General features: G+C 72.9%; 23 protein-coding genes and 2 tRNA genes. 13 read left to right on the top strand and 12 right to left on the bottom strand.

Annotated elements, in window-relative coordinates:
• Positions 1-21 precede the first annotated feature (21 nt).
• Together FSY66_RS05480 and FSY66_RS05475 are read left to right on the top strand one after the other, a co-directional pair.
• Complete coding sequence (locus FSY66_RS05480) at positions 22-339, top strand: DUF3039 domain-containing protein (RefSeq protein ID WP_260853485.1); 318 nt, start codon at positions 22-24, stop codon at positions 337-339.
• Between the two features lie 209 nt (positions 340-548).
• Positions 549-2,306 (top strand): DEAD/DEAH box helicase, encoded by a 1,758-nt coding sequence (locus FSY66_RS05475; RefSeq protein ID WP_144792205.1) that lies wholly within the window; start codon positions 549-551, stop codon positions 2,304-2,306.
• A gap of 39 nt (positions 2,307-2,345) precedes the next feature.
• Here the strand turns inward: FSY66_RS05475 and FSY66_RS05470 are convergent, their stop codons facing one another.
• Positions 2,346-2,969, bottom strand: coding sequence for an isochorismatase family protein (locus FSY66_RS05470; RefSeq protein WP_144791988.1), 624 nt, complete (start codon positions 2,967-2,969; stop codon positions 2,346-2,348).
• An 11-nt stretch (positions 2,970-2,980) separates the two neighbouring features.
• Positions 2,981-4,318 (bottom strand): nicotinate phosphoribosyltransferase, encoded by a 1,338-nt coding sequence (locus FSY66_RS05465; protein WP_144791986.1) that lies wholly within the window; start codon positions 4,316-4,318, stop codon positions 2,981-2,983.
• Positions 4,319-4,397: 79 nt separating this feature from the next.
• On the opposite strand from FSY66_RS05465, the gene clpS reads away from it, so the two are divergent.
• The 7 genes from clpS (at position 4,398) to FSY66_RS05430 (ending at position 9,746) form a co-directional block, all read left to right on the top strand.
• On the top strand, positions 4,398-4,784 hold the full coding sequence (gene clpS / locus FSY66_RS05460) for an ATP-dependent Clp protease adapter ClpS (protein WP_260853482.1): 387 nt from the start codon (positions 4,398-4,400) through the stop codon (positions 4,782-4,784).
• Entirely contained in the window at positions 4,784-5,395 is a 612-nt protein-coding gene (locus tag FSY66_RS05455; protein ID WP_144791984.1) for a DUF2017 family protein, read from the top strand. Before clpS ends, FSY66_RS05455 begins: the two co-directional genes overlap by 1 nt.
• A gap of 82 nt (positions 5,396-5,477) precedes the next feature.
• Positions 5,478-6,455, top strand: a complete 978-nt coding sequence (murI, locus tag FSY66_RS05450) for a glutamate racemase (protein WP_144791982.1) — start codon at positions 5,478-5,480, stop codon at positions 6,453-6,455.
• Positions 6,452-7,360 (top strand): MBL fold metallo-hydrolase, encoded by a 909-nt coding sequence (locus tag FSY66_RS05445; RefSeq protein ID WP_144791980.1) that lies wholly within the window; start codon positions 6,452-6,454, stop codon positions 7,358-7,360. Before murI ends, FSY66_RS05445 begins: the two co-directional genes overlap by 4 nt.
• 53 nt (positions 7,361-7,413) lie before the next feature.
• Positions 7,414-8,190, top strand: coding sequence for a ribonuclease PH (gene rph, locus FSY66_RS05440; RefSeq protein WP_144791978.1), 777 nt, complete (start codon positions 7,414-7,416; stop codon positions 8,188-8,190).
• Positions 8,183-8,875 (top strand): RdgB/HAM1 family non-canonical purine NTP pyrophosphatase, encoded by a 693-nt coding sequence (gene rdgB, locus FSY66_RS05435; protein WP_144791976.1) that lies wholly within the window; start codon positions 8,183-8,185, stop codon positions 8,873-8,875. The genes rph and rdgB overlap by 8 nt, the downstream gene beginning before the upstream one ends.
• Before the next feature lies 1 nt (position 8,876).
• Positions 8,877-9,746, top strand: a complete 870-nt coding sequence (locus FSY66_RS05430; protein WP_144791974.1) for a phosphotransferase family protein — start codon at positions 8,877-8,879, stop codon at positions 9,744-9,746.
• Here FSY66_RS05430 and FSY66_RS05425 read toward each other — a convergent pair whose 3' ends face one another.
• Positions 9,747-10,874 (bottom strand): ADP-ribosylglycohydrolase family protein, encoded by a 1,128-nt coding sequence (locus tag FSY66_RS05425; protein WP_144791972.1) that lies wholly within the window; start codon positions 10,872-10,874, stop codon positions 9,747-9,749. It abuts the gene before it with no gap.
• A gap of 109 nt (positions 10,875-10,983) precedes the next feature.
• Here FSY66_RS05425 and FSY66_RS05420 point away from each other — a divergent pair, with 109 nt between their 5' ends.
• The gene (locus tag FSY66_RS05420; protein ID WP_144791970.1) at positions 10,984-12,447 is read left to right on the top strand and encodes an MFS transporter; all 1,464 of its coding nucleotides are present in this window, start codon (positions 10,984-10,986) and stop codon (positions 12,445-12,447) included.
• Positions 12,448-12,556: 109 nt separating this feature from the next.
• Here FSY66_RS05420 and FSY66_RS05415 read toward each other — a convergent pair whose 3' ends face one another.
• The 8 genes from FSY66_RS05415 to bcp form a co-directional block, all read right to left on the bottom strand.
• On the bottom strand, positions 12,557-13,267 hold the full coding sequence (locus FSY66_RS05415) for an MBL fold metallo-hydrolase (RefSeq protein ID WP_144791968.1): 711 nt from the start codon (positions 13,265-13,267) through the stop codon (positions 12,557-12,559).
• Entirely contained in the window at positions 13,264-14,364 is a 1,101-nt protein-coding gene (locus tag FSY66_RS05410; RefSeq protein ID WP_144791966.1) for an S-(hydroxymethyl)mycothiol dehydrogenase, read from the bottom strand. Before FSY66_RS05410 ends, FSY66_RS05415 begins: the two co-directional genes overlap by 4 nt.
• Positions 14,365-14,508: 144 nt before the next feature.
• The gene (locus FSY66_RS05405) at positions 14,509-15,669 is read right to left on the bottom strand and encodes a YihY/virulence factor BrkB family protein (RefSeq protein ID WP_144791964.1); all 1,161 of its coding nucleotides are present in this window, start codon (positions 15,667-15,669) and stop codon (positions 14,509-14,511) included.
• A 281-nt stretch (positions 15,670-15,950) separates the two neighbouring features.
• Positions 15,951-16,412 carry a MarR family winged helix-turn-helix transcriptional regulator gene (locus FSY66_RS05400; RefSeq protein ID WP_260853480.1) on the bottom strand — a complete coding sequence of 154 codons (462 nt, stop codon included), beginning with the start codon at positions 16,410-16,412 and terminating at the stop codon, positions 15,951-15,953.
• Between the two features lie 260 nt (positions 16,413-16,672).
• Entirely contained in the window at positions 16,673-18,151 is a 1,479-nt protein-coding gene (locus FSY66_RS05395) for a malate:quinone oxidoreductase (RefSeq protein WP_396350877.1), read from the bottom strand.
• 160 nt (positions 18,152-18,311) lie between these two features.
• The gene (locus FSY66_RS05390) at positions 18,312-19,937 is read right to left on the bottom strand and encodes an ABC transporter substrate-binding protein (protein ID WP_144791962.1); all 1,626 of its coding nucleotides are present in this window, start codon (positions 19,935-19,937) and stop codon (positions 18,312-18,314) included.
• A 70-nt stretch (positions 19,938-20,007) separates the two neighbouring features.
• Positions 20,008-20,087: transfer RNA gene (locus FSY66_RS05385), tRNA-Leu, on the bottom strand.
• Positions 20,088-20,178: 91 nt separating this feature from the next.
• Positions 20,179-20,652 (bottom strand): thioredoxin-dependent thiol peroxidase, encoded by a 474-nt coding sequence (bcp, locus tag FSY66_RS05380; protein ID WP_144791960.1) that lies wholly within the window; start codon positions 20,650-20,652, stop codon positions 20,179-20,181.
• 185 nt (positions 20,653-20,837) lie between these two features.
• Here bcp and FSY66_RS05375 point away from each other — a divergent pair, with 185 nt between their 5' ends.
• A complete protein-coding gene (locus tag FSY66_RS05375) occupies positions 20,838-21,392 on the top strand; it encodes a MarR family winged helix-turn-helix transcriptional regulator (RefSeq protein ID WP_144791958.1) in 555 nt (184 codons plus the stop codon).
• A 137-nt stretch (positions 21,393-21,529) separates the two neighbouring features.
• Here FSY66_RS05375 and FSY66_RS05370 read toward each other — a convergent pair.
• Positions 21,530-21,602, bottom strand: a tRNA-Lys gene (locus FSY66_RS05370).
• 668 nt (positions 21,603-22,270) lie between these two features.
• On the opposite strand from FSY66_RS05370, the gene FSY66_RS05365 reads away from it, so the two are divergent.
• Together FSY66_RS05365 and ilvN are read left to right on the top strand one after the other, a co-directional pair.
• Positions 22,271-24,148, top strand: a complete 1,878-nt coding sequence (locus tag FSY66_RS05365) for an acetolactate synthase large subunit (RefSeq protein WP_144791956.1) — start codon at positions 22,271-22,273, stop codon at positions 24,146-24,148.
• Entirely contained in the window at positions 24,141-24,659 is a 519-nt protein-coding gene (ilvN, locus tag FSY66_RS05360; RefSeq protein WP_144791954.1) for an acetolactate synthase small subunit, read from the top strand. Before FSY66_RS05365 ends, ilvN begins: the two co-directional genes overlap by 8 nt.
• Positions 24,660-24,674: the final 15 nt, after the last annotated feature.

Genomic DNA, 24,674 nt, shown 5'->3' with positions numbered 1-24,674 from the left:
AGCGGGAGTACACTGGCGCCCATGAGCTTCCACGACGACACCCATCCCGTGGCGGGTCCCTGGCCCTTCGGCCGGGGCACCTTGGACGAGCCCGTCGGCGGCACCTCGACCCTCGAGCGCGAGGAGACGCGCACGTTCGAGGAGCCGGGCGATCACGAGCGCTTCGCCCACTACGTCCGCAAGGAGAAGATCACCGAGTCCGCCGTCACCGGGGACCCCGTGATCGCCCTGTGCGGCAAGGTGTGGGTCCCGGGCCGCGATCCGGAGAAGTTCCCGGTCTGCCCCACCTGCAAGGAGATCTACGACGGCCTGCGCGCACCGCAGGACGGCGGCAAGTGATCTGAGCCTGCGCGCCTGCGGCCCCGTCGGGATCGACGGGGCCGTGCTCGTGCGCCCTCATCCCCTCCCGCACGGCCGGATCCGGCTCGGGATCGCGCTCGGCGTGCGATCCCGGTCCCGACGACCGTGATCCTCGAACCGCGAAAGGATCTGCCGGCCCCGTGACCGATGACTCCCAGCCCTCCCTGTTCGGCGGCCCCGCCGCCGAGATGCCCCCTGCCTATCCGGAGCGCGCCGCCTGGGGCACCGCGGGGAAGCTGCGCGCCTGGCAGGCGGAGGCCCTGGAGAAGTACTTCGCCTCCGAGCCGCGGGACTTCATGGCCGTGGCGACGCCCGGAGCCGGCAAGACGACGTTCGCCCTGCGGCTGGCCCGCGAGCTCGTGGACCGCGGCACGATCAGCCGGATCACGATCGTGTGCCCCACCGAGCACCTCAAGCGCCAGTGGGCCGATGCGGCGGCGCGGGTCAACCTGGCGATCGACCCCAACTACAGGAACGCCGACGGCAGCCACGCGCGGGGATTCATCGGGGTCGCGCTGACGTACGCGCAGGTGGGCATGAAGCCGCTGCTGCACCGGGCGCGCACCGAGCAGGGCCGCACGCTCGTGATCATGGACGAGATCCACCACGCCGGCGACGCCCGCTCCTGGGGCGACGGGCTGCGCGAGGCCTTCGACCCGGCCCATCGCCGCCTGGCGCTGACGGGCACCCCGTTCCGCTCGGACACGTCCCCGATCCCGTTCGTGACGTACCAGGAGGACCGGGACGGCATCCGGCGCTCGAAGGCCGACTACACGTACGGCTACGGCGACGCGCTGAAGGACCACGTCGTCCGCCCGGTGATCTTCATGGCCTACTCGGGGCAGATGCGGTGGCGCACCTCGGCCGGCGAGGAGATGGCCGCCGAGCTCGGCGAGGGCTTCACCAAGTCGATCACCGCCCATGCCTGGCGAACGGCGCTGGCGCCCGACGGCGCGTGGATCCCCTCGGTCCTGCAGGGCGCCGACCGCCGTCTCACGGAGGTCAGGCGGACCGTCCCCGATGCCGGCGGGCTCGTGATCGCGACCGATCACCAGGACGCCAGGGCCTACGCCGCGCTGCTCGAGCGGATCACGGGGGAGAAGCCCGCCGTCGTGCTCTCGGACGACAAGGGCGCCTCGGAGCGCATCGAGGCCTTCGCCGCGGGGGATCAGCGCTGGATGGTCGCGGTGCGCATGGTCTCCGAGGGGGTGGACGTCCCGCGCCTGGCCGTCGGCGTCTACGCGACCTCGACCTCCACGCCGCTGTTCTTCGCCCAGGCGGTCGGACGCTTCGTGCGATCGCGCAAGCGCGGGGAGACGGCCTCGATCTTCCTGCCCTCGGTCCCGCTGCTGCTCTCCCACGCCAACGAGATGGAGCACGAGCGGGACCACGCCCTCGACCGGCCCGCGGTGCAGGGCCCGGACATCGTGGACCTCTCCGAGCAGGGCTGGGACGACGACGCGCTCGCGGCCGCCAATCGCGAGGAGAAGGCCTCGTCCCAGCTGGCCGGCGGCGAATTCAAGGCCCTGGAGTCGGACGCGTCCTTCCACGGGGTGCTCTTCGACGGCGGCGAGTTCGGAGGGGGCGTGGCCGCCGGCACCGAGGAGGAGGCCGACTACCTGGGGATCCCCGGTCTGCTCGACGCCGAGCAGGTCACCACGCTGCTGCGCGAGCGGCAGTCGGAGCACGCGCGCCGCCGGTCCCGCTCCGCTGCCCCCGAGCAGCCGGAGCAGCCCGCGGTGCCGGACCACCGGCGGCTCAAGGAGCTGCGCAAGAAGCTGTCGCAGAACGTCTCGGCGTGGTCGGCGCGCACCGGCACGCCCCACGGGGTGATCCACAACGAGCTGCGCCGCGAGTGCGGCGGCCCGGCCGTGGCCCAGGCGACCGAGGAGCAGATCGAGGCGCGCATCGCCAAGATGCAGAACTGGTTCGTGGGCCGCCGGTAGGACCGTCGACGGCCCGGCGTCCCCGGCGCTCGGGGGCTGTCAGCCCCGCACGACCTCCACGGAGGCGTCCTCGAGCCGCTGGATCGCCTCGGCCGTGGTCTCCTCGGACACACCGGCGCTGAGGTGCAGCAGGACCCGGGTCTCGTAGCCGGCGTCGGCGGCGTCCAGGGCCGTGGCGCGCACGCAGTGATCGGCCGCCAGGCCCACGATGTCGACCGCGTCGATGCCGCGCTCGCGCAGCCAGTCGTCCAGGCTCACGGGCTCCTCGTCGTCCGCGTCCTCGGGATCCTCCTCGACGCCGCCCAGCGGGGTCGAGGTCTCGGGGGCGAGCACGCCCTCGAAGCCGGAGTAGGCGGCCTCGTACTCGCCCTTGCGGAACCATGCCTCGATGCGGTCGGTCTCGAGGTCGTCGTGCGTCTCGGCGCCCTCCGTCTCGGCGACGCAGTGCACCGGCCACGAGGTCCGGAAGTCCGGCTCCTCGGAGAAGTGCGAGCCCGGGGAGATGTGCCAGTCGAGGGTGCCCACGATGGCGTTGTAGTCGCCGTGGCGGGCCTCGATGTGCTCGGAGATCCCGGCGGCGACGGCCGCGCCGCCGGAGACGGCCAGGGATCCCCCCTCGCAGAAGTCGTTCTGGACGTCGACGACGATCAGGGCGGTGCGCATGGCGGGTCCTCTCAGCTCTCGATCACGGTGGGGATCGCGGCCTCGCCCTCGGAGAGGCGGGTGGCCGCGCGCGGCATCTCCTGCACGGAGGCCGCGTGGCGCTCGCGGGCGCGGTCCACGGCCTCGGCGCCGGTCCAGCCCTCGAGCAGCTCGCCGCCGCGCATGAAGTCCTGCATGAGCGGGCGGTCGTCGCCGTCGTCGGCGGGCTCGTGGCCGACCCCCACGATCTCGTGGGTGGCCACGCCGCCGAGGTCGCGCCGGCGCAGGGCCGACTTGCGCCCGCCCGTCGAGGCCTTGCCGGAGGACGCCTTGGCCACGGGCTCGAGCCGGCCGTCGGCGCCCTCGCGGGCCACGAGCTTGTAGACCATGGAGGACGTGGGGGCCCCGGAGCCGGTGACCAGGCGGGTGCCCACGCCGTAGGAGTCCACGGGGGCCGCGGCCAGGGCCGCGATGGCGTACTCGTCGAGATCGGAGGTCACGGTGATCCTGGTGCGGTGGTTGCCGAGGCTGTCGAGCAGCGCGCGCACCCGGCCGGCCTGATCGACCAGGTCGCCGGAGTCCACGCGGACGGCGCCGAGCTCCGGGCCGGCGAGCTCGACGGCCAGGCGGACCGCCTTCTCGACGTCGTAGGTGTCCACGAGCAGGGTGGTGCCGCGGCCCATGGTCTCGAGCTGGGAGCGGAAGGCCGTCTCCTCGTCGTCGTGCAGCAGCGTGAACGAGTGCGCGGAGGTCCCGATGGTCGTCAGCCCGTAGCGGAAGCCGGCCTCGAGGTTCGAGGTCCCCGCGAAGCCGGCGATCACCGCGGCGCGGGCGGCGGCCACGGCGGACTCCTCGGAGGCGCGGCGCGACCCCATCTCGAGGCAGGGCCGATCCCCCGCGGCGCTGATCATGCGCGAGGCGGCCGAGGCCACGGCGGAGTCGTAGTTGAGCACCGACAGGACGTAGGTCTCCAGGATGCAGGCCTCGGCGAACGTCGACTCGATGCGCAGGATCGGCGAGTGCGGGAACCACAGGTCGCCCTCGGCGTAGCCGCTGATGTCGCCGGTGAAGCGGAAGTCCGCCAGCCACTCGAGCGTCGATCCCTCGACGACGCCGGTGCGCTCCAGGAAGGCCAGGCGCTCGTCGTCGAAGCGGAACTGCGCCAGGCCCTCGAGGAAGCGGCCCGTGCCGGCCACGACGCCGTAGCGCCGCCCGGCCGGCAGGCGGCGGGAGAACACCTCGAAGACGCTGCGCCGCTGCGCCGTGCCGTCGCGCAGGGCGGCCTGCAGCATGGTCAGCTCGTAGTGATCCGTCAGCAGCGACGTCGGGGCGGGGGACCAGGTCCGGTTGCTCGATTCCACGGGGGCCACTGTACTGGCCGCGCCCGGCGGCAGGGGCCTGTCAGGACCCGCGCGGGTGTCGGAGCCGACGCCTACGATGGAGCCCATCATGCGCCTGCACACGAGAACCGGCCCGCACCTGCGCGCGGCCGCGACCATGGGTCCCGCCGCGCTCGGTCCCGATCTGGACGAGCGCGCGGACGTCGCGACCGAGCAGCGCACCTCCCTGGAGATCCCCTGGCACGTCGTGGTCTGGGACGACCCCGTCAACCTCATGTCCTGGGTGACCTGGGTCTTCCGCACCCACTTCGGCTTCAGCACGGCCAAGGCCCACGCGCTGATGCTCGAGGTGCACGAGCAGGGCCGGGCCATCGTCGCCGAGGGCACGCTCGAGGAGGCGGAGCGCCACGTGGCCGCGCTGCACGGCTACGGCCTCATGGCGACCTACGAGCGCGCCGGAGGAGACGGCGGCGACGCCGCGGGAGGCGGGCGCTGATGGCCCGCGGATTCCGCTCCGGGCCCGACGGGCTCACCGCCCGCCTCTCCGCCGACGAGCGCGGACTGCTGGGCCGGCTCTTCCAGGACATCATCGGGATGCTCGAGCTCCCGGCGGACGGCGCTGCGAGCGCTTCGGCGGATGCCGACCCGCTCGAGGTGCTGCTGGGCGCCGATGACCAGGTCGAGGCGCCGAGCGATCCCGCCGTGCGGCGGCTGCTGCCCGACGCCAGCGCGGACGAGGAGCGGGCCCGCGAGTTCCGCCGCTTCACCGACCGCTCCCTGCGCGAGCAGAAGGTCGCGTCGCTGCGCGCCGCCGCGCTGGCCTTCGAGTCCGACCCGGTCCGCCTGAGCCCGTCGGCCGCGGTGGACGTCTCGCGGGCGCTCAACGACGTCCGCCTGGTGCTCTCGACCCGTCTGGGCATCGATTCGGAGGAGGAGGCGCGCCGCGTGGAGAAGGCCGCGGGCGGGCGCGTGAAGGACACCGAGACCTACATGGCCGTCGTGTACTCGTTCGTCTCGTGGGTGCAGAACTCGCTGATCGAGGCCATGCTGCTCGACCTCCCGGAGGACCCCGCGGGCTCGGACGGCCCCGATCCGCAGCGCTCATGAGTCAGCGTGTGAAGTGATCTGCGCGACCTCGGAGCCGCTGAGTTCCGAGGCTCGCGCCGGCCGGGTCTACCCTGTGGGACTTATGCACGAGAACCCGGGGATCACAGAGGACAGCGGCGGGCCCGTCACGGGCCCGTCACCCGATGCTCCCATCGGAGTCTTCGACTCCGGGGTCGGCGGACTGACCGTCGCCCGGGCGATCATCGACCAGCTGCCGGATGAGCGCATCGTGTACGTCGGCGACACCCGGAACGGGCCGTACGGTCCGCTGCCGATCGCCGAGGTCCGGGCCCACGCGCTGCGGATCATGGACGAGCTCGTGGACTCCGGGGTCAAGGTCCTGGTCATCGCGTGCAACACCGCCTCGGCCGCCGTGCTGCGCGATGCCCGCGAGCGCTACACCCGCGCCTACGGCATCCCGGTGGTCGAGGTCATCCAGCCGGCGGTGCGCCGGGCGGTCTCCTCGACCCGCAACGGCCGCATCGGCGTGATCGCGACCCAGGCGACCGTCGGCTCCCGGGCCTACGAGGACACGTTCGCCGCGGCCCCGCAGCTCGACGTCCGGTCGGTGGCCTGCCCGCGCTTCGTGCCGTTCGTGGAGGCCGGCGTCACGACCGGTCCCGAGGTCCTCGAGACCGCGCAGGAGTACCTGCGTCCGCTGCAGGACACGGGCGTGGACACCCTCGTGCTGGGGTGCACGCACTACCCGCTGCTCACCGGCGTGATCTCCTACGTGATGGGGGAGTCCGTGACGCTCGTCTCCTCCGCCGAGGAGACGGCCAAGGACGTGTACCGGGCGCTCGTGCGCCACGACCTGGCCCGCGTCCAGCCGCCGCAGGTGCCCCACGAGTTCCTGGCCACCGGGGACCCCGAGCCCTTCCAGGTGCTCGCGCGCCGCTTCCTGGGCCCCGAGGTCACCGCGGTGCGCCATGTGGGCTCCGTCGCCGAGCAGTTCCCGACCGGCTCGCTGTCCGCGATCGCCCCGGACCGCGCGTCCGACGCCACCGCCTCCCTGCCCGTGTCCGCTCCCGCCTCCGACGCCGAAGGCACCGCCCCATGATCCTGACCGTCATCGGCTGCACCGGCTCCTTCGCCGGCCCCGATTCGCCCGCCTCCTGCTACCTGCTCACCGGGACCGACCACGACGGCCGGGACTGGCGGCTGCTCATGGACCTCGGCAACGGCTCCCTGGGCGCGCTGCAGCGGCACATCGACCTGAACGACATCGACGCGGTGCTGATCAGCCACCTGCACCCGGATCACTGCGTCGACCTGGCCGGGCTGCACGTCGCGGTGAAGTGGGATCCCCGCGGCTGGAGCGGCGGTCCGGTCCCGGTCTGGGGCCCGCCGCACATGGAGGACTACCTGCGCGCCGGCCACGTGCTGGACGCGGAGGCCCCGATCGATGCGGAGTTCACCGTGGGCGAGTGGCAGGAGGGGGTCGCCGTGGAGATCGGGCCGTTCCGGATCACGCCGCACCGCGTCGAGCACCCGGTCGAGGACCCCTTCGCGCTGCGCGTCGAGTACGACGGCCGCCACGGCACCTCGGTGCTCACGTACTCCGGGGACAGCGACGCCTGCGACGGCCTGACCGAGGCCGCGCGGGGAGCCGACCTGTTCCTGTGCGAGGCCGCCTACCACGAGGAGCGCGACGAGTTCCGAGGGATCCACCTCACGGGCCTGCGCGCCGGCGAGACGGCCGCGGCCGCGCAGGCCGATGAGCTCATGCTGACGCACCTGCCGGTCTGGAACTCGCCCTCGCGGGCGGTCGCCGAGGCATCCCGGGCCTTCACCGGGCCGATCTCGCTGGCTCAGCCCGCGACGTCGTACCGCATCGTCTCGGACCGCGCCCGCACCGCCGGCCGGCCCGTCTCCGGCGCGGCCGGCGCCGGGCCGGTGACCCGGGCCATGCGCGTGGTCGATCCGAACCAGGGAGCCTCCGCAGACCCCGCCGACCGCGCCTGAGCGCGCCGATCGGCGGTGGCCCATCCCGCCGCGTCACGGCTAGGCTGACGGCCATGACTCCCCAGGCCGACGCCCCGTCCGCATCCCCCTCCGCCGCAGCGATCCGCAAGGACGGCCGAGCGGTCGACGACCTCCGGCCCATCACCATCACCCGCGGCTGGTCGGCCCAGGCCGAAGGGTCCGCGCTGATCGAGTTCGGCCAGACCCGCGTGCTGTGCACCGCCTCCGTGACGGAGGGCGTGCCCCGCTGGCTGCGCGGCGAGGGCCGCGGCTGGGTCACGGCCGAGTACGCCATGCTGCCCCGGGCCACCGGCACGCGCTCGCAGCGCGAGTCCGTCAAGGGCCGGATCGGCGGCCGCACCCACGAGATCTCCCGGCTGATCGGACGCTCCCTGCGCGCGGTCATCGACCTCAAGGCCCTGGGGGAGAACACGGTCGTGCTGGACTGCGACGTCCTGCAGGCCGACGGCGGCACGCGCACCGCGGCCATCACCGGCGCCTACGTCGCGCTCAGCGAGGCGATGGCCTGGGCCCGGCGCGAGGGCCTCGTGACCGGCGATCCCCTCACCGACTCGGTCTCGGCCGTGTCGGTGGGCATCATCGACGGCACGCCCATGCTGGACCTGCCGTACGTCGAGGACGTCCGCGCCGAGACCGACATGAACGTCGTCGTGACGGGCTCCGGCAGCTTCGTCGAGGTCCAGGGCACCGCCGAGGGCGTCCCGTTCGACCGCGACGAGCTCAACGGGCTCCTGGACCTCGCAGTGGCGGGCTGCGCCGAGCTGGCCCGGATCCAGGAGCGCACCCTCGCGGAGAGCAGCGATGCCTGAGCCCAGCGCAGCGCCGGTGCGGATCCCGGAGGGCGCCCGGCTGGTGCTGGCCACCCGCAATGCCGGGAAGCTGGCCGAGCTGCGGGCCATGCTCGCCCAGCGCCTTCCGGACCTGGACGTCGAGGCCGCCGTGGTGGACGCGGGCAGCCTGGGGCTTCCGGACGTCCGCGAGACCGGGACGACCTTCGAGGAGAACGCCCTGCTCAAGGCCCGCGCCGCGGCCGAGGCCTCGGGCCTGCCCGCGGTGGCCGACGACTCCGGGCTCGCCGTCGACGTGCTGCACGGCGCCCCGGGCATCTTCTCGGCGCGCTGGTCCGGCAGGCACGGCGACGACCGCGCCAACCTGGATCTGCTGCTGGCCCAGCTCGCCGACATCGACGACGAGCACCGCGGGGCGGGCTTCGTCTGCGCGGCCGCCCTCGTGACCCCCCGGGGAGAGGAGCGGGTCGAGCTCGGCCGGCTGCGCGGCACCGTGCTGCGGGAGCCTGCGGGCGAGCACGGCTTCGGCTACGACCCCGTGCTGCGCCCGGAGGGGCTCGAGCTCACGTGCGCCCAGCTCGAGCCGGAGCACAAGAACCGGATCAGCCACCGGGGCCGGGCCATGGCCGCCCTCGCGCCGCATCTGGTGCGCCTGCTGTCCCCCGGGCCCGGCGATGACGGGACGGGACGGAGCGAGGTGTCCTGACATGGTCGCTCTCGGCATGAAGCGCATGCTCCCGTTCGCCGACGTCGTCGACGCGGCCCTGGACGAGCTGGGGGAGCGCTCCGATCCGAGCACCTGGAGGATGATCACCAGCGGGTCGGCGCATGTCGTCGTCGACGTCGACGGGCGGCTGTGCGTGCGCATCGCCAAGAACCCCTCGGCCCGCCGCAGCCTGTCCCGCCGCACGGAGGTCCTGCGGCGCCTGCCCGAGTACTCGTTCGCCACGCCGCGTCCGCTCACCCGGGTCCACAGCCGGCGCGGCCACGCGGCCGTGGCCCTGTCGTGGGTGCGCGGCGCGCATCGGTGGGGCAGCGCCGAGGGCGCGGAGCTCGTGTCGCTGCTCGAGCAGCTCTGGGGCACGGACACGGACTCGTTCGACGGCTTCCTGGACCGGCCGGGAGAGCACTGGGGCGGGCACCGGCGCCGCCGCATCATGCTCGACGACGTCGTGCCGCGGCTGCTGCCGCGCAACCGCGATCTGGCCCGCCGCGCGATCCGCGACCTGGCCGAGCTCGACGTCGTGCCGCCGCACCTCGTGCACTCCGATCTGATGAGCCACAACATGATCTGGGACGGGGAGCGGCTGGCCGGCGTCATCGACTGGGACCACGCCTGCCTCGGCGACCCGGCCCAGGACGTCGCGACGCTGGCGCTGTCCTACGGGTGGGCCCGCCTGGACCGCCTCCTGCCCTCGGAGACCATGCACCGCGCCCGGCTGCACGCCCGGATCACGCCCATGCAGTCGGTGGCCTACACCCTGGTCCAGGATCTCGACACCGCCCAGGTCAACCAGGCGGTGGCCCGCGCCGACGAGTGGATCGACACGCGGCTGCGCGCCCTGCTGCGGCGCTGATCAGCCGGTGATGCCCAGGCCCTCGACCCATCGGCGGGCGGCCTCCTCGATCACCTCGCGGGCGTCGAGCCGCGCGAGCCGCGCCTCCGGCAGGGCGGCCGCGCCCAGGGCGGCTGCGGTGAGAGACCCTGCCACGGGCGCACAGGTCCGCTCGCGTCCGGCGTCGCCGCCCAGGGCCGCGGTCACGGCGGACTCCCACTGCTCCTCGGGGTCGACGCCGCGCTCCTCGGCGTGGAGCGCCGCGCGGACCCCCCGAGCCACGGCTGCGGGGGCCGAGCCGTCGTCCTGCCCGGCTGCGTGCTCCGGAGCCTCGTCGTCCACGGCCTCGCGCAGCAGCTGCGCGGTGCGCTGCGATGGCCGGGTGAGACGGTCGAGCACCGACAGCGCGGCCTCGGCGGCGGCGCGCACCGGCTGCGGCTCGCCCCGGCAGCCGGCCGCCGCGGCGGCCTGCAGCGTGAGGGCCAGCGCCGTCGAGGCGGTCTGGGCCTCGGCGTCCCCGTGGGTGATGGCTGCGGCATCGATCGTCAGGGGGGCGATCGAGCGCCACCCCACGGGCAGCAGGCCGTAGGGGATCGAGCGGACGGCGACCGTGCGGTCGTCCGCCTCGGGCAGGACGGGCCGCTCGACCTCGCCCATCATCCCCGTGCGCAGCGCTTCCAGGGTCTGTCCCTGATGGCCGCGGTCGGCGTGGAGCACCGCGCGGTCGTCGATCCATCGCGGCAGGGGCGAGGGCGCCTGCTCCGGCCACTCGACGTCCTGGGTGCGCAGCCACCGCAGCTGGGCCAGCCACTGGCAGGCGGTCTCATCGGCGGCCTCGCCGGCGGCGGCCCATTCGATCGCCTCGAGCAGGCCGTCCATCGTGTAGAGCGACAGCTGGGTGTCGGCGCCGATCCGCAGCGGACGGTCCTCGCCCGCTGCGGTCGCGGCATCGGGCCCGGCCGCTGCCGCGTCGCGGGCGGCCCCCGCGCCGCCTTCGCCATCCGCGCCGTCCGCCCGCGCGGACAGCGCCAGGGCATCGGCCAGTGCCCCGCCCAGCATGGTCGCGCGCACGCGCTCGGCGAGGCCGGGGAGGTCCCCGGCGGGTCCGTGATCGGCGGGGAGCAGGTCCGGGGCGGGGGAATCGGTCATGGCTTCCATCCTAGGAGCCGGGGCCTCCGCGCCCGACCGGGGTTAGGGTGGTCGCCGAGCGCGCCGGGACCGGGGCGCAGCGGACGGCCGCCAGACTGCGAGGAGCGCGATGACCGAGACGGGCAGACCCGGCCCCGGCCAGGACCCCGCGTCCTCGAGCCCGGCCCCGCCCTCGGGCGCGCCGCCGGCGCCGGAGGAGTCCGATCTGCGCGCGGCGGATCCCGCGCCCGAGTCCGCAGCCCCCCGCCGCGGCCGGCTGCGCACCCTCCTTGCGGGGGACTACCCCCGGCTGCACGAGGTCGTCTCGCGCTGGTACCTGGTCCTCACGCTCATCGTGCGCCTGCCGTCGGTCATCCTCCCGCTCACCGTGCTGACGTACGTGACGGCCGTGTCCGGCCACGAGATGTGGGGCGCGATCTGCGCGGGGTCCGTGCACCTGGGCCAGGCGGTGTCCGTGCTGGCCCTGCTGCGCGACGGCAGCATCCGGCGGCGGCAGTGGGTGCTGCTGCTGCACACCGTGGCGCATGTGGCGGTCATCTGCTGGCTCGTGGTCCGCTTCGCGGAGCAGGCGCGCACGGCCCCGGAGCAGCCGTGGCCGTGGCTGCTGTGCCTCCTGGCGGGGCTGTCGGCGCCGCAGCTGGGGAACGCCACCCGGATGCGGTGGAGCACGATCCTCGAGAAGCACCGCAGGATCGACCTGGTCCTGCCGAGCATGCGCCACGACGCCGTCATGGATGCGATCGCGCTCGTGCTGGGGGCGCTGATCGTGGGCGTGCTGGCGGTGACCCTCGGACCGCTGCTGGGCATCATGGCCGCCGCCGGCCTGCTCGTGCTCTGCACGACGGCGCTGCTGCTGCATCCCACGGCCGACTTCCTGACCCCGGCCGCCGCGGATCCCGGATCCGTCGCCGCCGCGCCCGTGCTGAACCGCGCGATGCGGCGTCGGCTGCGCACCCAGCGGCGCATGCGCCTGCTTCCCGTCATCGGCGGCGGCTGCATCGGGCTGATGCTGGGGTCCATCCAGATGTGCCTGGTCTACTTCACGGCCTCGGTCGAGGCCATCGAGACGATCGGCGCGCAGTTCGCCGCGCTCGGTCTCCTGGCGGGCATCGCCGCGGTCCTGGCCGCCGGGGCGCGCCCTCGGCGGCCGTGGAACCTCTGGATCATCTTCGGGGCGCTGACGATGATCGCGACCCTCATGATGTCCCTGCCGGCGCGCCCCTCGGGCATGGTCGTGACGCTGGCGATCATGGGGGCCGCGATCGGGCCCACGCTCGTGGCCGTGTTCTCGACGGTCCCGCTGATCACCCCGCGCAGCGAGGTCGGCCGTCTCACGGCCGCCACGAGCGTCCTGATCCAGCTCGGCATGGGCCTGGGTGTCGCGCTGGCCGGGATCATCGGCGATCAGGCCGGCTACGAGACCGCCGTGCTGATGCCGGTCCTGGCCGCGGCTGCGCTGCTGGCCACCGCGTTCCTGTTCATGGAGCGCCGCAGCCGCGTTCCGCTCGACACCTCGGAGCGACCGATCCCCGGCACCGAGTCCGTCCAGGAGCTGCTCTCCGAACCGCGCTGAGCGCCGCGGCCCCTCCCGACCCGGACAGGGGCAGGGCCGCCGCATCCGGATCTCTCCGGCGTGCGACGGCCCCGTGCTCAGCTGCTCCTGCGGAGGCGTCGGGCGCGGCTCAGTGACCGCGGTCGAGCCACTCCTGGACGTGCGGCGCCTCGTCGCCGATCGTGGTGAGATCGCCGTGCCCGGTGAGCACCGCGGTGGACTCGGGCAGGCTCAGGAGGCGCTCCCGGATGGACTCCACGATCGCGGGGAAGTCCGAGTACGAGCGTCCCGTGGCTCCGGGGCCGCCCTGGAACAGGGTGTCGCCGGAGAAGACGACCCCGCTCAGGGGCTGGGTGACGATGCCGTCCTCGCCGAGCGTCCCCAGATCCGGGCCGTGCAGGCACACCGATCCCGGCGCATGGCCGGGGGTGTGCAGCGCGGTGAGCGTCACGGGGCCGATCGAGAACTGTGTGCCGTCCTCGATCTCGCGATCCGGCGGGGTCTGCGGGTGCGTGGCATCCCACAGGACGCGATCGGCCGGGTGCAGCCAGGTCTGCGACCCGAGCTGCTCGGCCACCTGGGGCGCGACGCCGACGTGATCGTCGTGGCCGTGGGTCAGCACGACCGCCTCGACCTCGCGGCCGGCGACCGCGTCGCGGACCGCCTCGGGGGAGTGGGCGGGGTCGATCACGAGGCAGCGCTGGTCGTCGCCGACGATCCAGACGTTGTTGTCGACCTCCCACGTGCCGCCGTCGAGGGAGAAGGTCCCGCTGGTCACGATCCGCTCGACGCGCACGGAGCCGTCTGCGGACAGGGCGATGGTCTCGGGTGCGGTGCTCATTCGGCCACCTCCACGACGGAGCGCAGGACGCGCCCCGCCTTCATCTTGTCGAATGCGGGCTGGATGTCGTCCATGGTGATGCGCTCGGTCACGAAGCCGTCGAGGTCCAGGCGGCCGAGGCGGTACTGGTCCACGAACATGGGGAAGTCGCGCTCCGGCAGGGTGTCGCCGTACCAGGCGGACTTGATCGATCCGCCGTGGCTGAAGACCTCGTCGAGCGGGAGCTCGGCGGTCGTGCCCGGGTCCGGCACTCCCACGAGGACCATGCGACCGGCGAGGTCGCGGGCGTCGAAGGCCTGGCGGAACGTGGGGGCGATGCCGACGGCGTCGATCACCAGATCGGCGCCGAAGCCGCCGGTCAGCTCGCGGACGGCCTCGACCGGGTCCTTCTCCTTCGAGTTGATCGTGTGCGTCGCGCCGAAGGATTCGGCGGTGCGCAGCTTCTCGTCGTCGATGTCGACGGCGATGATCCGCGTGGCGCCGCCGAGCTGCGCGCCGGCGATCGCCGCGGTGCCCACGCCGCCGCAGCCGAACACGGCCACGGACTCGCCGCGCCGGACGGCCCCGGTGTTGAGCACGGCGCCCAGGCCGGCGGTGACGCCGCAGCCCAGGAGGCCGACGCCGGCGCGCTGGTGCGGCTCCAGGGACCCGCCCGGGATGCGGGTGCACTGCCCGGCGGCCACGAGGGTCTTCTCGGCGAAGGCGCCGATGCCCAGGGCCGGCTCGAGGGGCGTCCCGTCCTGCAGCGTCATCTTCTGGGTCGCGTTGAGGGTGTCGAAGCAGTACCAGGGCTCGCCGCGGTGGCAGGCGCGGCACTGGCCGCACACGGCGCGCCAGTTGAGCACGACCTCGTCGCCCACGGCGATGTCGGTGACGTCCTCGCCCACGGCGGCCACGCGCCCGGTGGCCTCGTGGCCGAGCAGGAACGGGAAGTCGTCGGAGACGCCGCCGACCTGGTAGTGCATGTCTGTCTGGCAGACGCCGCACGTGAGGATGTCCACCAGCGCCTCTCCGGGGCCGGGATCCGGGACCCGGATGGTCTCCACGACGGGGGCTTCGTTCTTGGCCTTCACGACGACGGCCTGGACTTCATGCATGGCGGAGTGCTCCTCGTGCGTGTCTGGGGACGGGGTGCGGATACGACGGAGGCGCCGCGGCACCTGGGCCGCGGCGCCTCCTGCCACTCTATCGAACGGCGGCGACGTCGCCGGGGGAGCGCTGCGCGGCGCTCGCGGCAGCGCTCACACGTCGCGACGGCGATGCTGCTCGAGCATCTCCTTGGCGTCGTCGTCGAAGTTCGCGACCTCGGCGGTGCCCTCCTCGGAGTCCTTGCCGGCCTCCGAGTAGTCCAGGCCGGAGGAGGAGTCCAGGCGCATCTGGCGGCCCTGGTCCATGAGCTTCTCCTCCTTCTCCATGCGGCTGACGATCGTGCCGACGTCGCGCGGGGGCAGCTGGAGCATGTCCTCGGCGGGCAGACCGGCCTGCAGCTCGCGGGTGCGCTCGACCTCGGCGTCGATCTCGGCGCCCAGCAGGATCACGTTGTTGATGATCCACACGCCGAGCAGACCCAGGATGACGCCGCCGATGACGCCGTAGGTGGCCGTCTGGGTGGCGAACTGGGTGGCGTAGATGGAGAACGCGCCGGCCGCCAGGATGGCGCCCAGGATCGCGAAGATCGCGCCCGGGGACACCCAGCGGAACTTCGGCTGCTTGACGTTCGGGGCCGCGTAGTACAGGACGGCCATCATCAGCATCAGCAGGACGAGGATGACCGGCCACTTGGCGATGTTCCACACCGTGACCGCGGTCGAGCCCAGGCCGATCGCATTGCCGACCGTCTCGGCGATGCCGCCGGAGAGCAGGATCATCAGGGAGATGAGCACGACGGTGACCACGACGACCAGGGTCACGAGGAGCATCGTGCCCTTGAGCTTGACGAAGCCGCGGCCCTCCTCGACCTCGTAGATGCGGTTCATCGAGCGGGAGAGAGCGCCCACGTAGCCGGAGGCGGTCCACAGACCGGTGGCCACACCGATGAGCAGCGCGATGATGCCGCCGCCGGTCGAGCTCGTGAGGTTGTTGATCGGCCCCGAGAGCAGCTCGTTGAGCTCCGGGGGGACGCGTCCCTCGAGGAACCCGGTGATCGCCTGGGTGGTCTGCTCGCCCTGTCCGAAGACGCCCAGCAGGGAGACGACGGCCAGCAGGCCCGGGAAGACCGCGGACACCGAGAAGTAGGTCATGGCTGCCGCGAGGTCGGTGCAGCCGTCCTGCGAGAACTCGGAGAAGGCCCGCTTGAGGACGTACCCCCACTTCATCTTGGCCGGCGAGTCCGGCTTCGAGCTGTTCTCGGCCGAGGGGGCCTCGGCTCGCTCGAGGGTCTCGCGAAGGTTGTTCTTCGCCACGTGGTGCTCCTTGCTGAGGGTCGAGGGGCCTGTGGTGCTCGGACGGCGCCGGCCGGCGCGCGCCGAGCACGTCCACAGTGTACTGAGGACTGGGCCGGGCGTCGCACCGCGGCGGTGCCTGCGCCGGATATGCGCGGCCCCCCCTTGGGCGGGGCGGGGGCGGGGGGTGGGCGCGGGGCGGGATAGGGGCGCCCCCCGGGGAGGCGATCCGGGCAGGGATCGCCTCGACGGGGGCCGCAGGACGTGTCCCGGGGCGGGGCCCGCACCGGGATCCGGGTCGGTCAGTCGCTGAGGCTGTGGCGCAGGCGGTCGGAGAGCCGCGTCAGGATGCGCAGCTCCTCGGGGTCGAGTCCGGTGGCCATGAGCTCGTGCACATGGCGGTCGAAGTGCTCCGCGATGCGCTGCTGCAGGTCCTGGCCGTCCTCGGTGAGGCGGATGCGGAGGCCGCGCAGGTCCTGGGGGTCCTGCCAGCGGTGGACGAGGCCCTTGGCCTCGAGCCGCTCGAGCATGCGCGAGAGGCTGGACTGCGTGAGGAGCACGTACTCGTTGAGCTCGTTGAGGCGGATGCCGCGGTCGTCGGCGCGCGCGAGGTTGAACAGGACGTCGTATTCGCGCATGGACAGATCCGCGAACTCCTCCTGTCGCTGCAGGCGGCGCATGACGGTGACCTGAGCTCGGTACAGGGCTTCCCAGGCGGTGGTGGAGGTCTCGATGGGGTCGTGGGCGGGTTCAGAGATGGGCACGGGTCACACTCTAGGACATCCAAGTCGATTGCATGAGTCTTCTCGTGCGGGTCGTCCCGAGCTCGCTCCCGGCCCCGGCGGCGTCGCCCACGGCCGGCCTCGAGGCCGGCGGGCCCGTCTGGGGACGGCGCCGCGCCGGCGACGACGGCGGGCCCCCCCCCCCGCCGGCGGGGGGGGGGGGCGCCCCGGGCGGGGCGGGGCGGCGCCCCCCCCGGCGCAGGGGGGGGGGAGGCCGTCGTCTCGGCGGGGAGCGGGCGGGCTCAGCCGATGCCGAGCACCTTGCCGGTGCGGCCCATGACCTCGTCGGCCAGCGCCGGGTTGTCGTCGAGCCGCTGCCCGAGGCTGGGGATCAGCTCCGTCAGGCGGGACTGCCACCTCGACGCGTGGCGAGGGAAGCAGCGCTCGAGCAGATCGAGCATGATCGGCACGGCGGTCGATGCTCCCGGCGAGGCGCCCAGCAGGCCGGCGATCGATCCGTCGCCGGCCGTGATCAGCTCGGTGCCGAACTGGAGCACGCCGCCCTTCATCTTGTCCTTGCGCATGACCTGGACGCGCTGGCCGGCGTGCACCAGCTCCCACTCGTCCGCGTCGGCCTCCGGGTAGAACTCGCGCAGCGCGTCCATGCGCTGGTTCTTGTCCTTGGCCAGCTCGGAGATCAGGTACTTGACCAGGTCCAGATTGGCCAGGCCTGCACGGGCCATCGGGTAGACGTTGTGCGCGCGCACGGACTTCGGCAGGTCCAGCAGCGAGCCCTGCTTCAGGAAGTTCGGCTTGAAGCCGCCGTAGGGGCCGAACAGCAGGGACCTGCGGCCGTCCTCCCAGCGCGTGTCGAGGTGGGGCACCGACATCGGGGGCGCGCCGACGGCCGCCTGCCCGTAGACCTTGGCATTGTGCCGCTCGGCGGTCTCCGGGTTGCCGTTGCGCAGCCACAGGCCGGAGACGGGGAAGCCGCCGAAGCCCTTGATCTCGGGGATGCCGGACTTCTGCAGCAGCGGCAGCGCGCCGCCGCCGGCGCCCACGAAGACGAACTTGGCGCGGATCTCGCGGCTGTCCTCGGTGTTCAGGCGGTTCTCGGTGCGCACGATCCAGGTGCCGTCCGGCTGCTGGTCGAGGCCCTTCACCTGGATCCCCGTGCGGATCTGCGCGCCGTTGGCCTCCATGTGGCGGGTCAGCTGGCGGGTCAGCTCGCCGAAGTCGACGTCCGTGCCCTCGGGGGCGAAGGACGCGGCGACCGGGCCCTCGCTGCGGCCCTCCTGGGTCAGCGGCGCCCACTGCGCGAGCTGGTCGCGGTCCTCGGAGTACTCCAGGCGCTCGAACAGCTTGTGCTGGGAGAACGCCTGCTGCCGGGCGCGCAGGTACTCGACGTGATCCTGGTTGAAGACCATCGAGATGTGGGGGACCGGGTTGATGAAGGCGCTGGGGTCGCCGAGCTTGCCCTCGGTGACCATGCCCGCCCAGAACTGCCGGGACACCTGGAACTGCTCGTTGATCTTCAGGGCCTTGGTGGGGTCCACGGTGCCGTCGGCCGCGCGGGGCGCGTAGTTGAGCTCGCACAGCGCCGAGTGGCCGGTGCCCGCGTTGTTCCACACGGACGAGCTCTCCTTGCCCACGTGGTCGAGCCGCTCCAGCAGCGTGATGTCCCATCCGGGCTCGAGCTCGGTGAGCATGGCCCCGAGCGTGGCGGACATGATGCCGCCGCCCACGAGCACGACGTCGGTGGTTTCCATGGTCTGGGTCACTTGTCAGGCCTCCGTCTCTGGGGCGCGGAGCAGCCGTCCGATCCGGGGCCTCCGCGCGCATGGTCTCCTCCAGGCTACTCCGTCGCGCCCCGAAGCCGTGTGCGGGCGGGGCACAGGCGGTCGGCGCCCGGGGCGCCAGGGCAGGGCCGCCGACGGCGCCTCAGCCCTCGGCGAGCTCGACCTCGCGGAACGGCTCGAAGCCCGTCGAGCTCAGGGGGAAGGAGCTCGTGCGTCGGTTCACGGCCACCGCGGTGATCGGGAACGCCAGGGGCAGGGCCGCGCGATGCTGGGTCACGCGGGTGCTGACGTCCGAGTAGAGCTCCTGCCGCGTCTCGCCGTCCGGCTCCTGGGCCGCCTTCTCGACGGCCTCGTGCAGGCTCGGAGCCTCCAGCGCGAGCTCCGGCGTGGTCGCGGAGAAGAGCACGGCGGTGAAGAAGTCCTGATCGCGCAGCCCGCCGCTGAGCCCGTTGAGGAAGAGATCGTGATCGGCGGAGCGCACGCGCAGGGTCTCGGAGTACGTGCTCCAGGGGATCGGCACGGGCTCGATCTCGAAGCCGGAGCGCACGAGCTGGGCCGAGATGTCCGCGTACAGGCGCTCTGGCTCGAGGGCCCACGACCGGGATGCGCCGGTGGGGTAGGCGAAGCGCAGGGCGGTGCCGTCGTAGCCCGTGTCCTCCAGGATCTTCCGCGCGCGCTGGGGGTTGTAGCCGGGGTAGCCGGCGTCGGGGTCGGGGATGTCGAAGCGCGCGGGCAGGAAGTCCGCGGCCACGCTGGTGCCCTCCGGGTAGTGGTCGCGCACGAGGGCCTGACGGTCCACGGAGGACATCACTGCATCGCGGATCTCGAGCTTCCGCAGCCACGGCGAGGTGTTGTGCATGCCCAGGTAGGACACCGCGTAGGGGTCGCGCTGCAGGACCTGGACCCCCTCGCGGGCCAATGCGGCGAAGTCGGGCAGCCCCACCAGGTCGTAGGCGTCCACCCGGCCCGTCTCGAGGGCCGAGTACCGCATCCGCGCATCCGGGACGGCGATGAACTCGAGCTCCCCGATGTCGCCGACGCCGTTCCAGTGCTCGGGGAACGCCTCGAGCTCGATGGGCTCGTCGGCGCGCTGACCGGCCCCCGAGGCGATCCCGCGCACGATCCGGAACGCCCCCGTCCCGGCCGGGGCGGTGCCGACGGTGTCCTCCTCGATCGAGCGCAGCGAGGCGATCCCGAAGGCCGGGTGCGTCAGGCTGGTGACCAGCGCCGGGTACCTGCGGGTCAGCAGCAGCCGGAAGGTGTGCTCGTCGAGCGCCCGGCAGCCGTCGTAGAGGCTGCCCTGCTCGGTGCCGCGGCGGAAGATCGCGTCGAAGAGGCTGTGCCGCCCGGAGGCGGTGTCGCGCACGGAGGCCGCGGCCCAGCGCTCGAAGTTGCGCCGCACGGTCTCGGCGGTGAGCCGCTCCCCGTCGTGGAAGACGACGTCGCGGCGCAGGGCGAAGTCCAGGGTCAGCCCGTCGGCGGAGGCCTTCCAGCTCTCCGCGAGGGCCGGGACCGGCTCGCCGGTCAGGGAGTCGGGGGCCACGAGTCCGTCGAGCACCTGCCGGGCCACGCGGTTGGTCTCGACGTTGTCCGTCAGGGCGGGATCCAGCGACGGCGCGGTCGCCGCATTCGCGAAGACGTAGCGGGCCGCCGGGGCCTGCGCCGAGCCGGGCTGGGCGCCGCGGGACGGCTCCCCCCGGGAGCATCCGGCCAGCACGACGGCGGATGCGCCGAGCAGGAAGCCGCGGCGGGACGGCGAAGCTGCCACGGTTCCTCCTGGGGCGGTCGGTTCGGGGGCGGGCCGCTGCGACGACGGCCGCAGGGGGACGGTGCCGCAGTGCGCGAGACGGGACTCGAACCCGCACGCCGGAGCACAGGAACCTAAATCCTGCGTGTCTGCCAGTTCCACCACTCGCGCGCACCCGTGGACGGGAGCCGCCCGATCATAGCGTCGTGCCCTGGCCGTCCGCCGGGCAGGGGCTGGGCGAAGCGGGTCTCGGGTCCCGGTCTCAGGCGTCGAGGCCGAGATCCCTGCGCAGCTTCGCGACGTGGCCCTTGGCGCGGACGTTGTACTGCGCCAGCTCGACCCGTCCCTGCGCATCCACCACGACCGTCGAGCGGATCAGGCCCTCGTAGACCCTCCCGTAGTTCTTCTTCTCGCCCCATGCCCCCCAGCGCTCGGCGACGGCGTGATCGGGATCCGACAGCAGCGGGAAGCCGAGCGACTCCTTCTGCGCGAACCGCTCGAGGGCGGCCGGGACATCGGGGGAGATGCCCAGGATCTCGAAGCCGTCGGCGCGGAAGGCCTCCATCCGGTCCTGGAAGTCGCAGGCCTGGGTCGTGCAGCCGGGGGTCGCGGCCTTCGGGTAGAAGTAGACGATCGTGCGCGTGCCGCGCAGGTCGCTGAGCGAGACCTCCTTCCCCTGGGAGTCCTGCAGCGTGAAGTCGGGGGCCTGCTCGCCCTCGATCAGCCGTGCGCTCATGATCCGGATCCTCTCCGTCGGAAGTGCTGCCGGTCCGCACCGCATCGGGTGCCGTCGGCGTGCTGCGGCGCCCGCCGAGGACCCCATGGTCCCAGACGGGCCGCCGGAGTCGCGCGTGCCCTCGGGGGCCCGGCCCCTGCCGCACGTGTCGGGGGTCCTTCCCCCGTCATGGTTACAATCGGCCTATGTCCCAGAACGCCGAGTGGTCGACCAACCGTCTCCTGTCCACGGCAGCTCGCCTCGTCGAGCACTCGTGGAACGAGCGGCTGGCTGCTCTGGGGGTGACCCATGCCGGGCGCATGGCGCTGGACGTCCTGCGCGAGCACGGGACGCTGAGCCAGGCGCGGCTGGCCCAGGAGGTCCGCGTCCAGGCGCAGACCATGGGCAAGACCCTGCACCGGCTCGAGGCCCACGGGCACATCAGCCGCAGCCCGAACCTGCAGGACCGGCGCAGCCATCTGGTCTCCATCACCGAGGCCGGCGAGAACATGCTCGACGAGGCCGCCCGCCTGGAGGAGGGCCTGATCCACGACGGCGCCCTGGCCGACGAGCAGCTGCGCCGCAGCCTCGCGCACATCATCTCGACCCTCGGCGCCTCCCGCTGGAAGCTCGATGTCGACGAGCAGGGCGCCGTCCACGAGGTCGGGTCCGCCGGCGCCGACGACACGGCGAGCATCCAGGCCGCCGAGGGCCCGGGCGAGGCGCCGTCCTCCGCCGGGGACGCCGAGCGCGGCAGCTGAGCCCGGGCGGGCGTCGTCCCTGCCGCTGCGGAACCCGGCTGCGCCCCGTTCCCGGGCCCATGCGCGGTGCCAGGACGCGGCACAGCAGAAAGCGAAGGGCCCGCATCCATCATGGATGCGGGCCCTTCGCTGCGCTGTGCGCCCCCTCGGACTCGAACCGAGAACCCGCTGATTAAGAGTCAGCTGCTCTGCCAATTGAGCTAGAGGCGCGGGAGGTGTGCTCGCGGGAGGCGTCGTGCGGACGTCCTCCGTCGAACTGCGCCGTAGGACACTACCACAGGGCTTCCGACGGCCCGCACCGATGCCCGCTCGACGGCGGTGGCGCGGCGTCCGCGCAGGTGGTCTGCGTCGCGACGACGAAGAAGCAATGTACTCGGATTCCTGCGACTTGTCCATTCGAGGGCCTCGACGTGCTCTGTCTCACGATGCGGGACGGGGAGCCCGCCGATTGACACGCCCGCGCCGGTGCCCGGACGATGTGGAGCATGCAGTGGATCACAGCGCGCCCCGTCCCGGCCCTGCCGACCGGACCGATCGTCCTGGTCGGACGCCGGGTCTGAGACGCGCTGCAGGTTCCGCGAGAGCAGCAGGGCCCCGGCGCTCGTCCGCACCAGGACGACCGGGGCCCTTCCGCTCATCCGGGCAGCACCGGCGGCCGCGCCCCGTCACCCGGGGCGGTCGTCGATGCACGGCGGGCCCGATGGTCCGTCGGCGCGGAGGCCGGACGGTGCACCACCTCGCACCGCGGCCCTGCGTGCCCGACGATCCCGGGAGGCGCCCGCGCGGTGCGTCGGCTCGCAGATCCGGGAGAGAATGTCCAGGAACGGCCGCTGGGCCGAGGACCGCATCGCCGAGGAAACGGCACGAAGGACGATGACATGAGCAGTGGATCAGACATCAGCCCCGCGCTGATGGCCGGCCGGCGCACGGGCGCCGGGCATCAGAGGGCGGCCTCCGACTCGGGTGTCGTCATGCCGCGGGTCATGGGGCCCAACGAGGTCATCGGGCCGGTGCAGACCACCGGGTCGGGGGCTGTCATCAAGTCGCTGGAGGCCCTGGGCGTCACGGACGTGTTCGGCCTGCCGGGCGGGGCCATCCTGCCCACCTACGACCCCCTCATGGACGCCGACGGCATCAACCACGTCCTCGTGCGCCACGAGCAGGGCGCCGGCCACGCCGCCGAGGGGTATGCGATGGCCTCGGGCCGCGTGGGCGTGTGCATCGCGACCTCCGGCCCCGGAGCGACCAACCTCGTCACGGCCCTGGCCGACGCCAACATGGACTCGATCCCCATGGTCGCGATCACCGGCCAGGTGTCGTCGAACCTGATCGGCTCGGACGCCTTCCAGGAGGCGGACATCGTCGGCATGACCATGCCGGTGACCAAGCACTCGTACCTGGTCACCGATGCGGACGATGTCCCGCGCGTGCTGGCCGAGGCCTTCCACCTCGCCTCGACCGGGCGCCCCGGGCCCGTTCTGGTCGACATCGCCAAGGACGCGCAGGTCGGCGAGACCACGTTCTCCTGGCCGCCGGCCCTCGATCTGGCCGGCTATCGCCCGATCGCCCGCGGGCACGCCAAGCAGATCCGCGAGGCCGCCCGCCTGATCCGCGAGTCGACCCGACCGGTCATCTACGCCGGCGGCGGCACGATCAAGGCCGAGGCCGCGCAGCAGCTCGCCGAGCTGGCCGAGCTCACGGGCGCACCGGTGGTCACCACGCTCACCGCCCGCGGCGTGTTCCCCGACTCCCACCGCCAGAACCTCGGCATGCCCGGCATGCACGGCACGGTCCCCGCGGTCTACGCGATGCAGCAGGCGGACCTGCTCATCACGCTGGGCGCGCGCTTCGACGACCGCGTCACAGGGGTGCTCGAGTCCTTCGCGCCGAACGCCCGGGTGATCCACGCCGACGTCGACCCCGCGGAGATCTCCAAGAACCGCGCCGCCGACGTCCCGATCGTGGGCGATCTGGCCACGGTGATCCCGGACCTGACGGAGGCGCTGCGCCTCGACGTCGAGAGCCTGCCGGACCTCTCCGACTGGTGGACCCTGCTCGACGGCGTGCGCGAGACGTACCCGCTGGGCTGGACGCAGACCGACGACGGCCTGCTGTCCCCGCAGTACGTGATCCAGAAGATCTCCGAGATCAGCGGCCCCGAGGCGGTCTACGCCGCCGGCGTGGGCCAGCACCAGATGTGGTCCTCGCAGTTCATCCGCCACGACCGCCCGCGCCAGTGGCTGAACTCCGCCGGCCTGGGCACCATGGGCTTCGCCGTGCCGGCGGCCATGGGCGCCAAGGTCGCCGAGCCGCAGCGCACGGTCTGGGCCATCGACGGCGACGGCTGCTTCCAGATGACCAATCAGGAGCTGGCCACGTGCACGCTCAACGACATCAACATCAAGGTCGCGGTCATCAACAACTCGTCGCTGGGGATGGTGCGGCAGTGGCAGACCCTGTTCTACGACGGGCGCTACTCGAACACGAGCCTGAACACGGGCCACGAGTCGCGGCGGGTCCCCGACTTCCTGAAGCTCGGGGAGGCCTACGGCTGCGCGGTCTTCCGCTGCGCCCGGGCGGAGGACGTCGAGGACACCATCCGCGCGGCCATGGAGGTGGACGACCGCCCCGTCGTGATCGACTTCGTGGTCTCCGCCGATGCCATGGTCTGGCCCATGGTGCCCTCGGGCGTGCCGAACGACCTCATCCAGATCGCCCAGAACATGACCCCGGATTGGAACGAGGACGATGCCTGAGACCTCCCGCCACACCCTCTCGGTCCTCGTCGAGGACAAGCCGGGCGTGCTGACCCGCGTCTCGGCCCTGTTCGCCCGCCGCGCGTTCAACATCGACCAGCTCGCCGTGGGCGGCACGGACCAGGAGGGGCTCTCGCGCATCACGGTCGTCGTCGACGCCGATGCCCACGCCCTCGAGCAGGTGACCAAGCAGCTCAACAAGCTCGTGAACGTCATCAAGATCGTGGAGCTGGTCCCCGAGGCCTCGGTCTCCCGCGAGCACGTCATGATCAAGGTCCGGGCCGACGCCGCCACGCGGCTGCAGGTCACCCAGGCCGCCGATCTCTTCCGCGCCTCGATCATCGACGTGTCCCCGGACTCGGTCGTCATCGAGGCCACGGGCTCGTCGAACAAGCTCGACGCGCTGCTCGAGGTCCTCCAGCCCTTCGGCATCCGCGAAATCGCCCGCGCCGGTACGCTGGCGCTCGGGCGCGGATCGAAGTCCATCACCGACCGCGCGCTGCGCCACTGACGGCCGCCGCGAGCC

The sequence above is a fragment of the Kocuria palustris genome, assembly GCF_007666205.1.
Classification (GTDB): Bacteria; Actinomycetota; Actinomycetes; order Actinomycetales; family Micrococcaceae; genus Kocuria; species Kocuria palustris_A.
The sequence above is the reverse complement of the archived record's forward strand: the minus strand, read 5'-3'. Positions and strand labels throughout refer to the sequence as shown.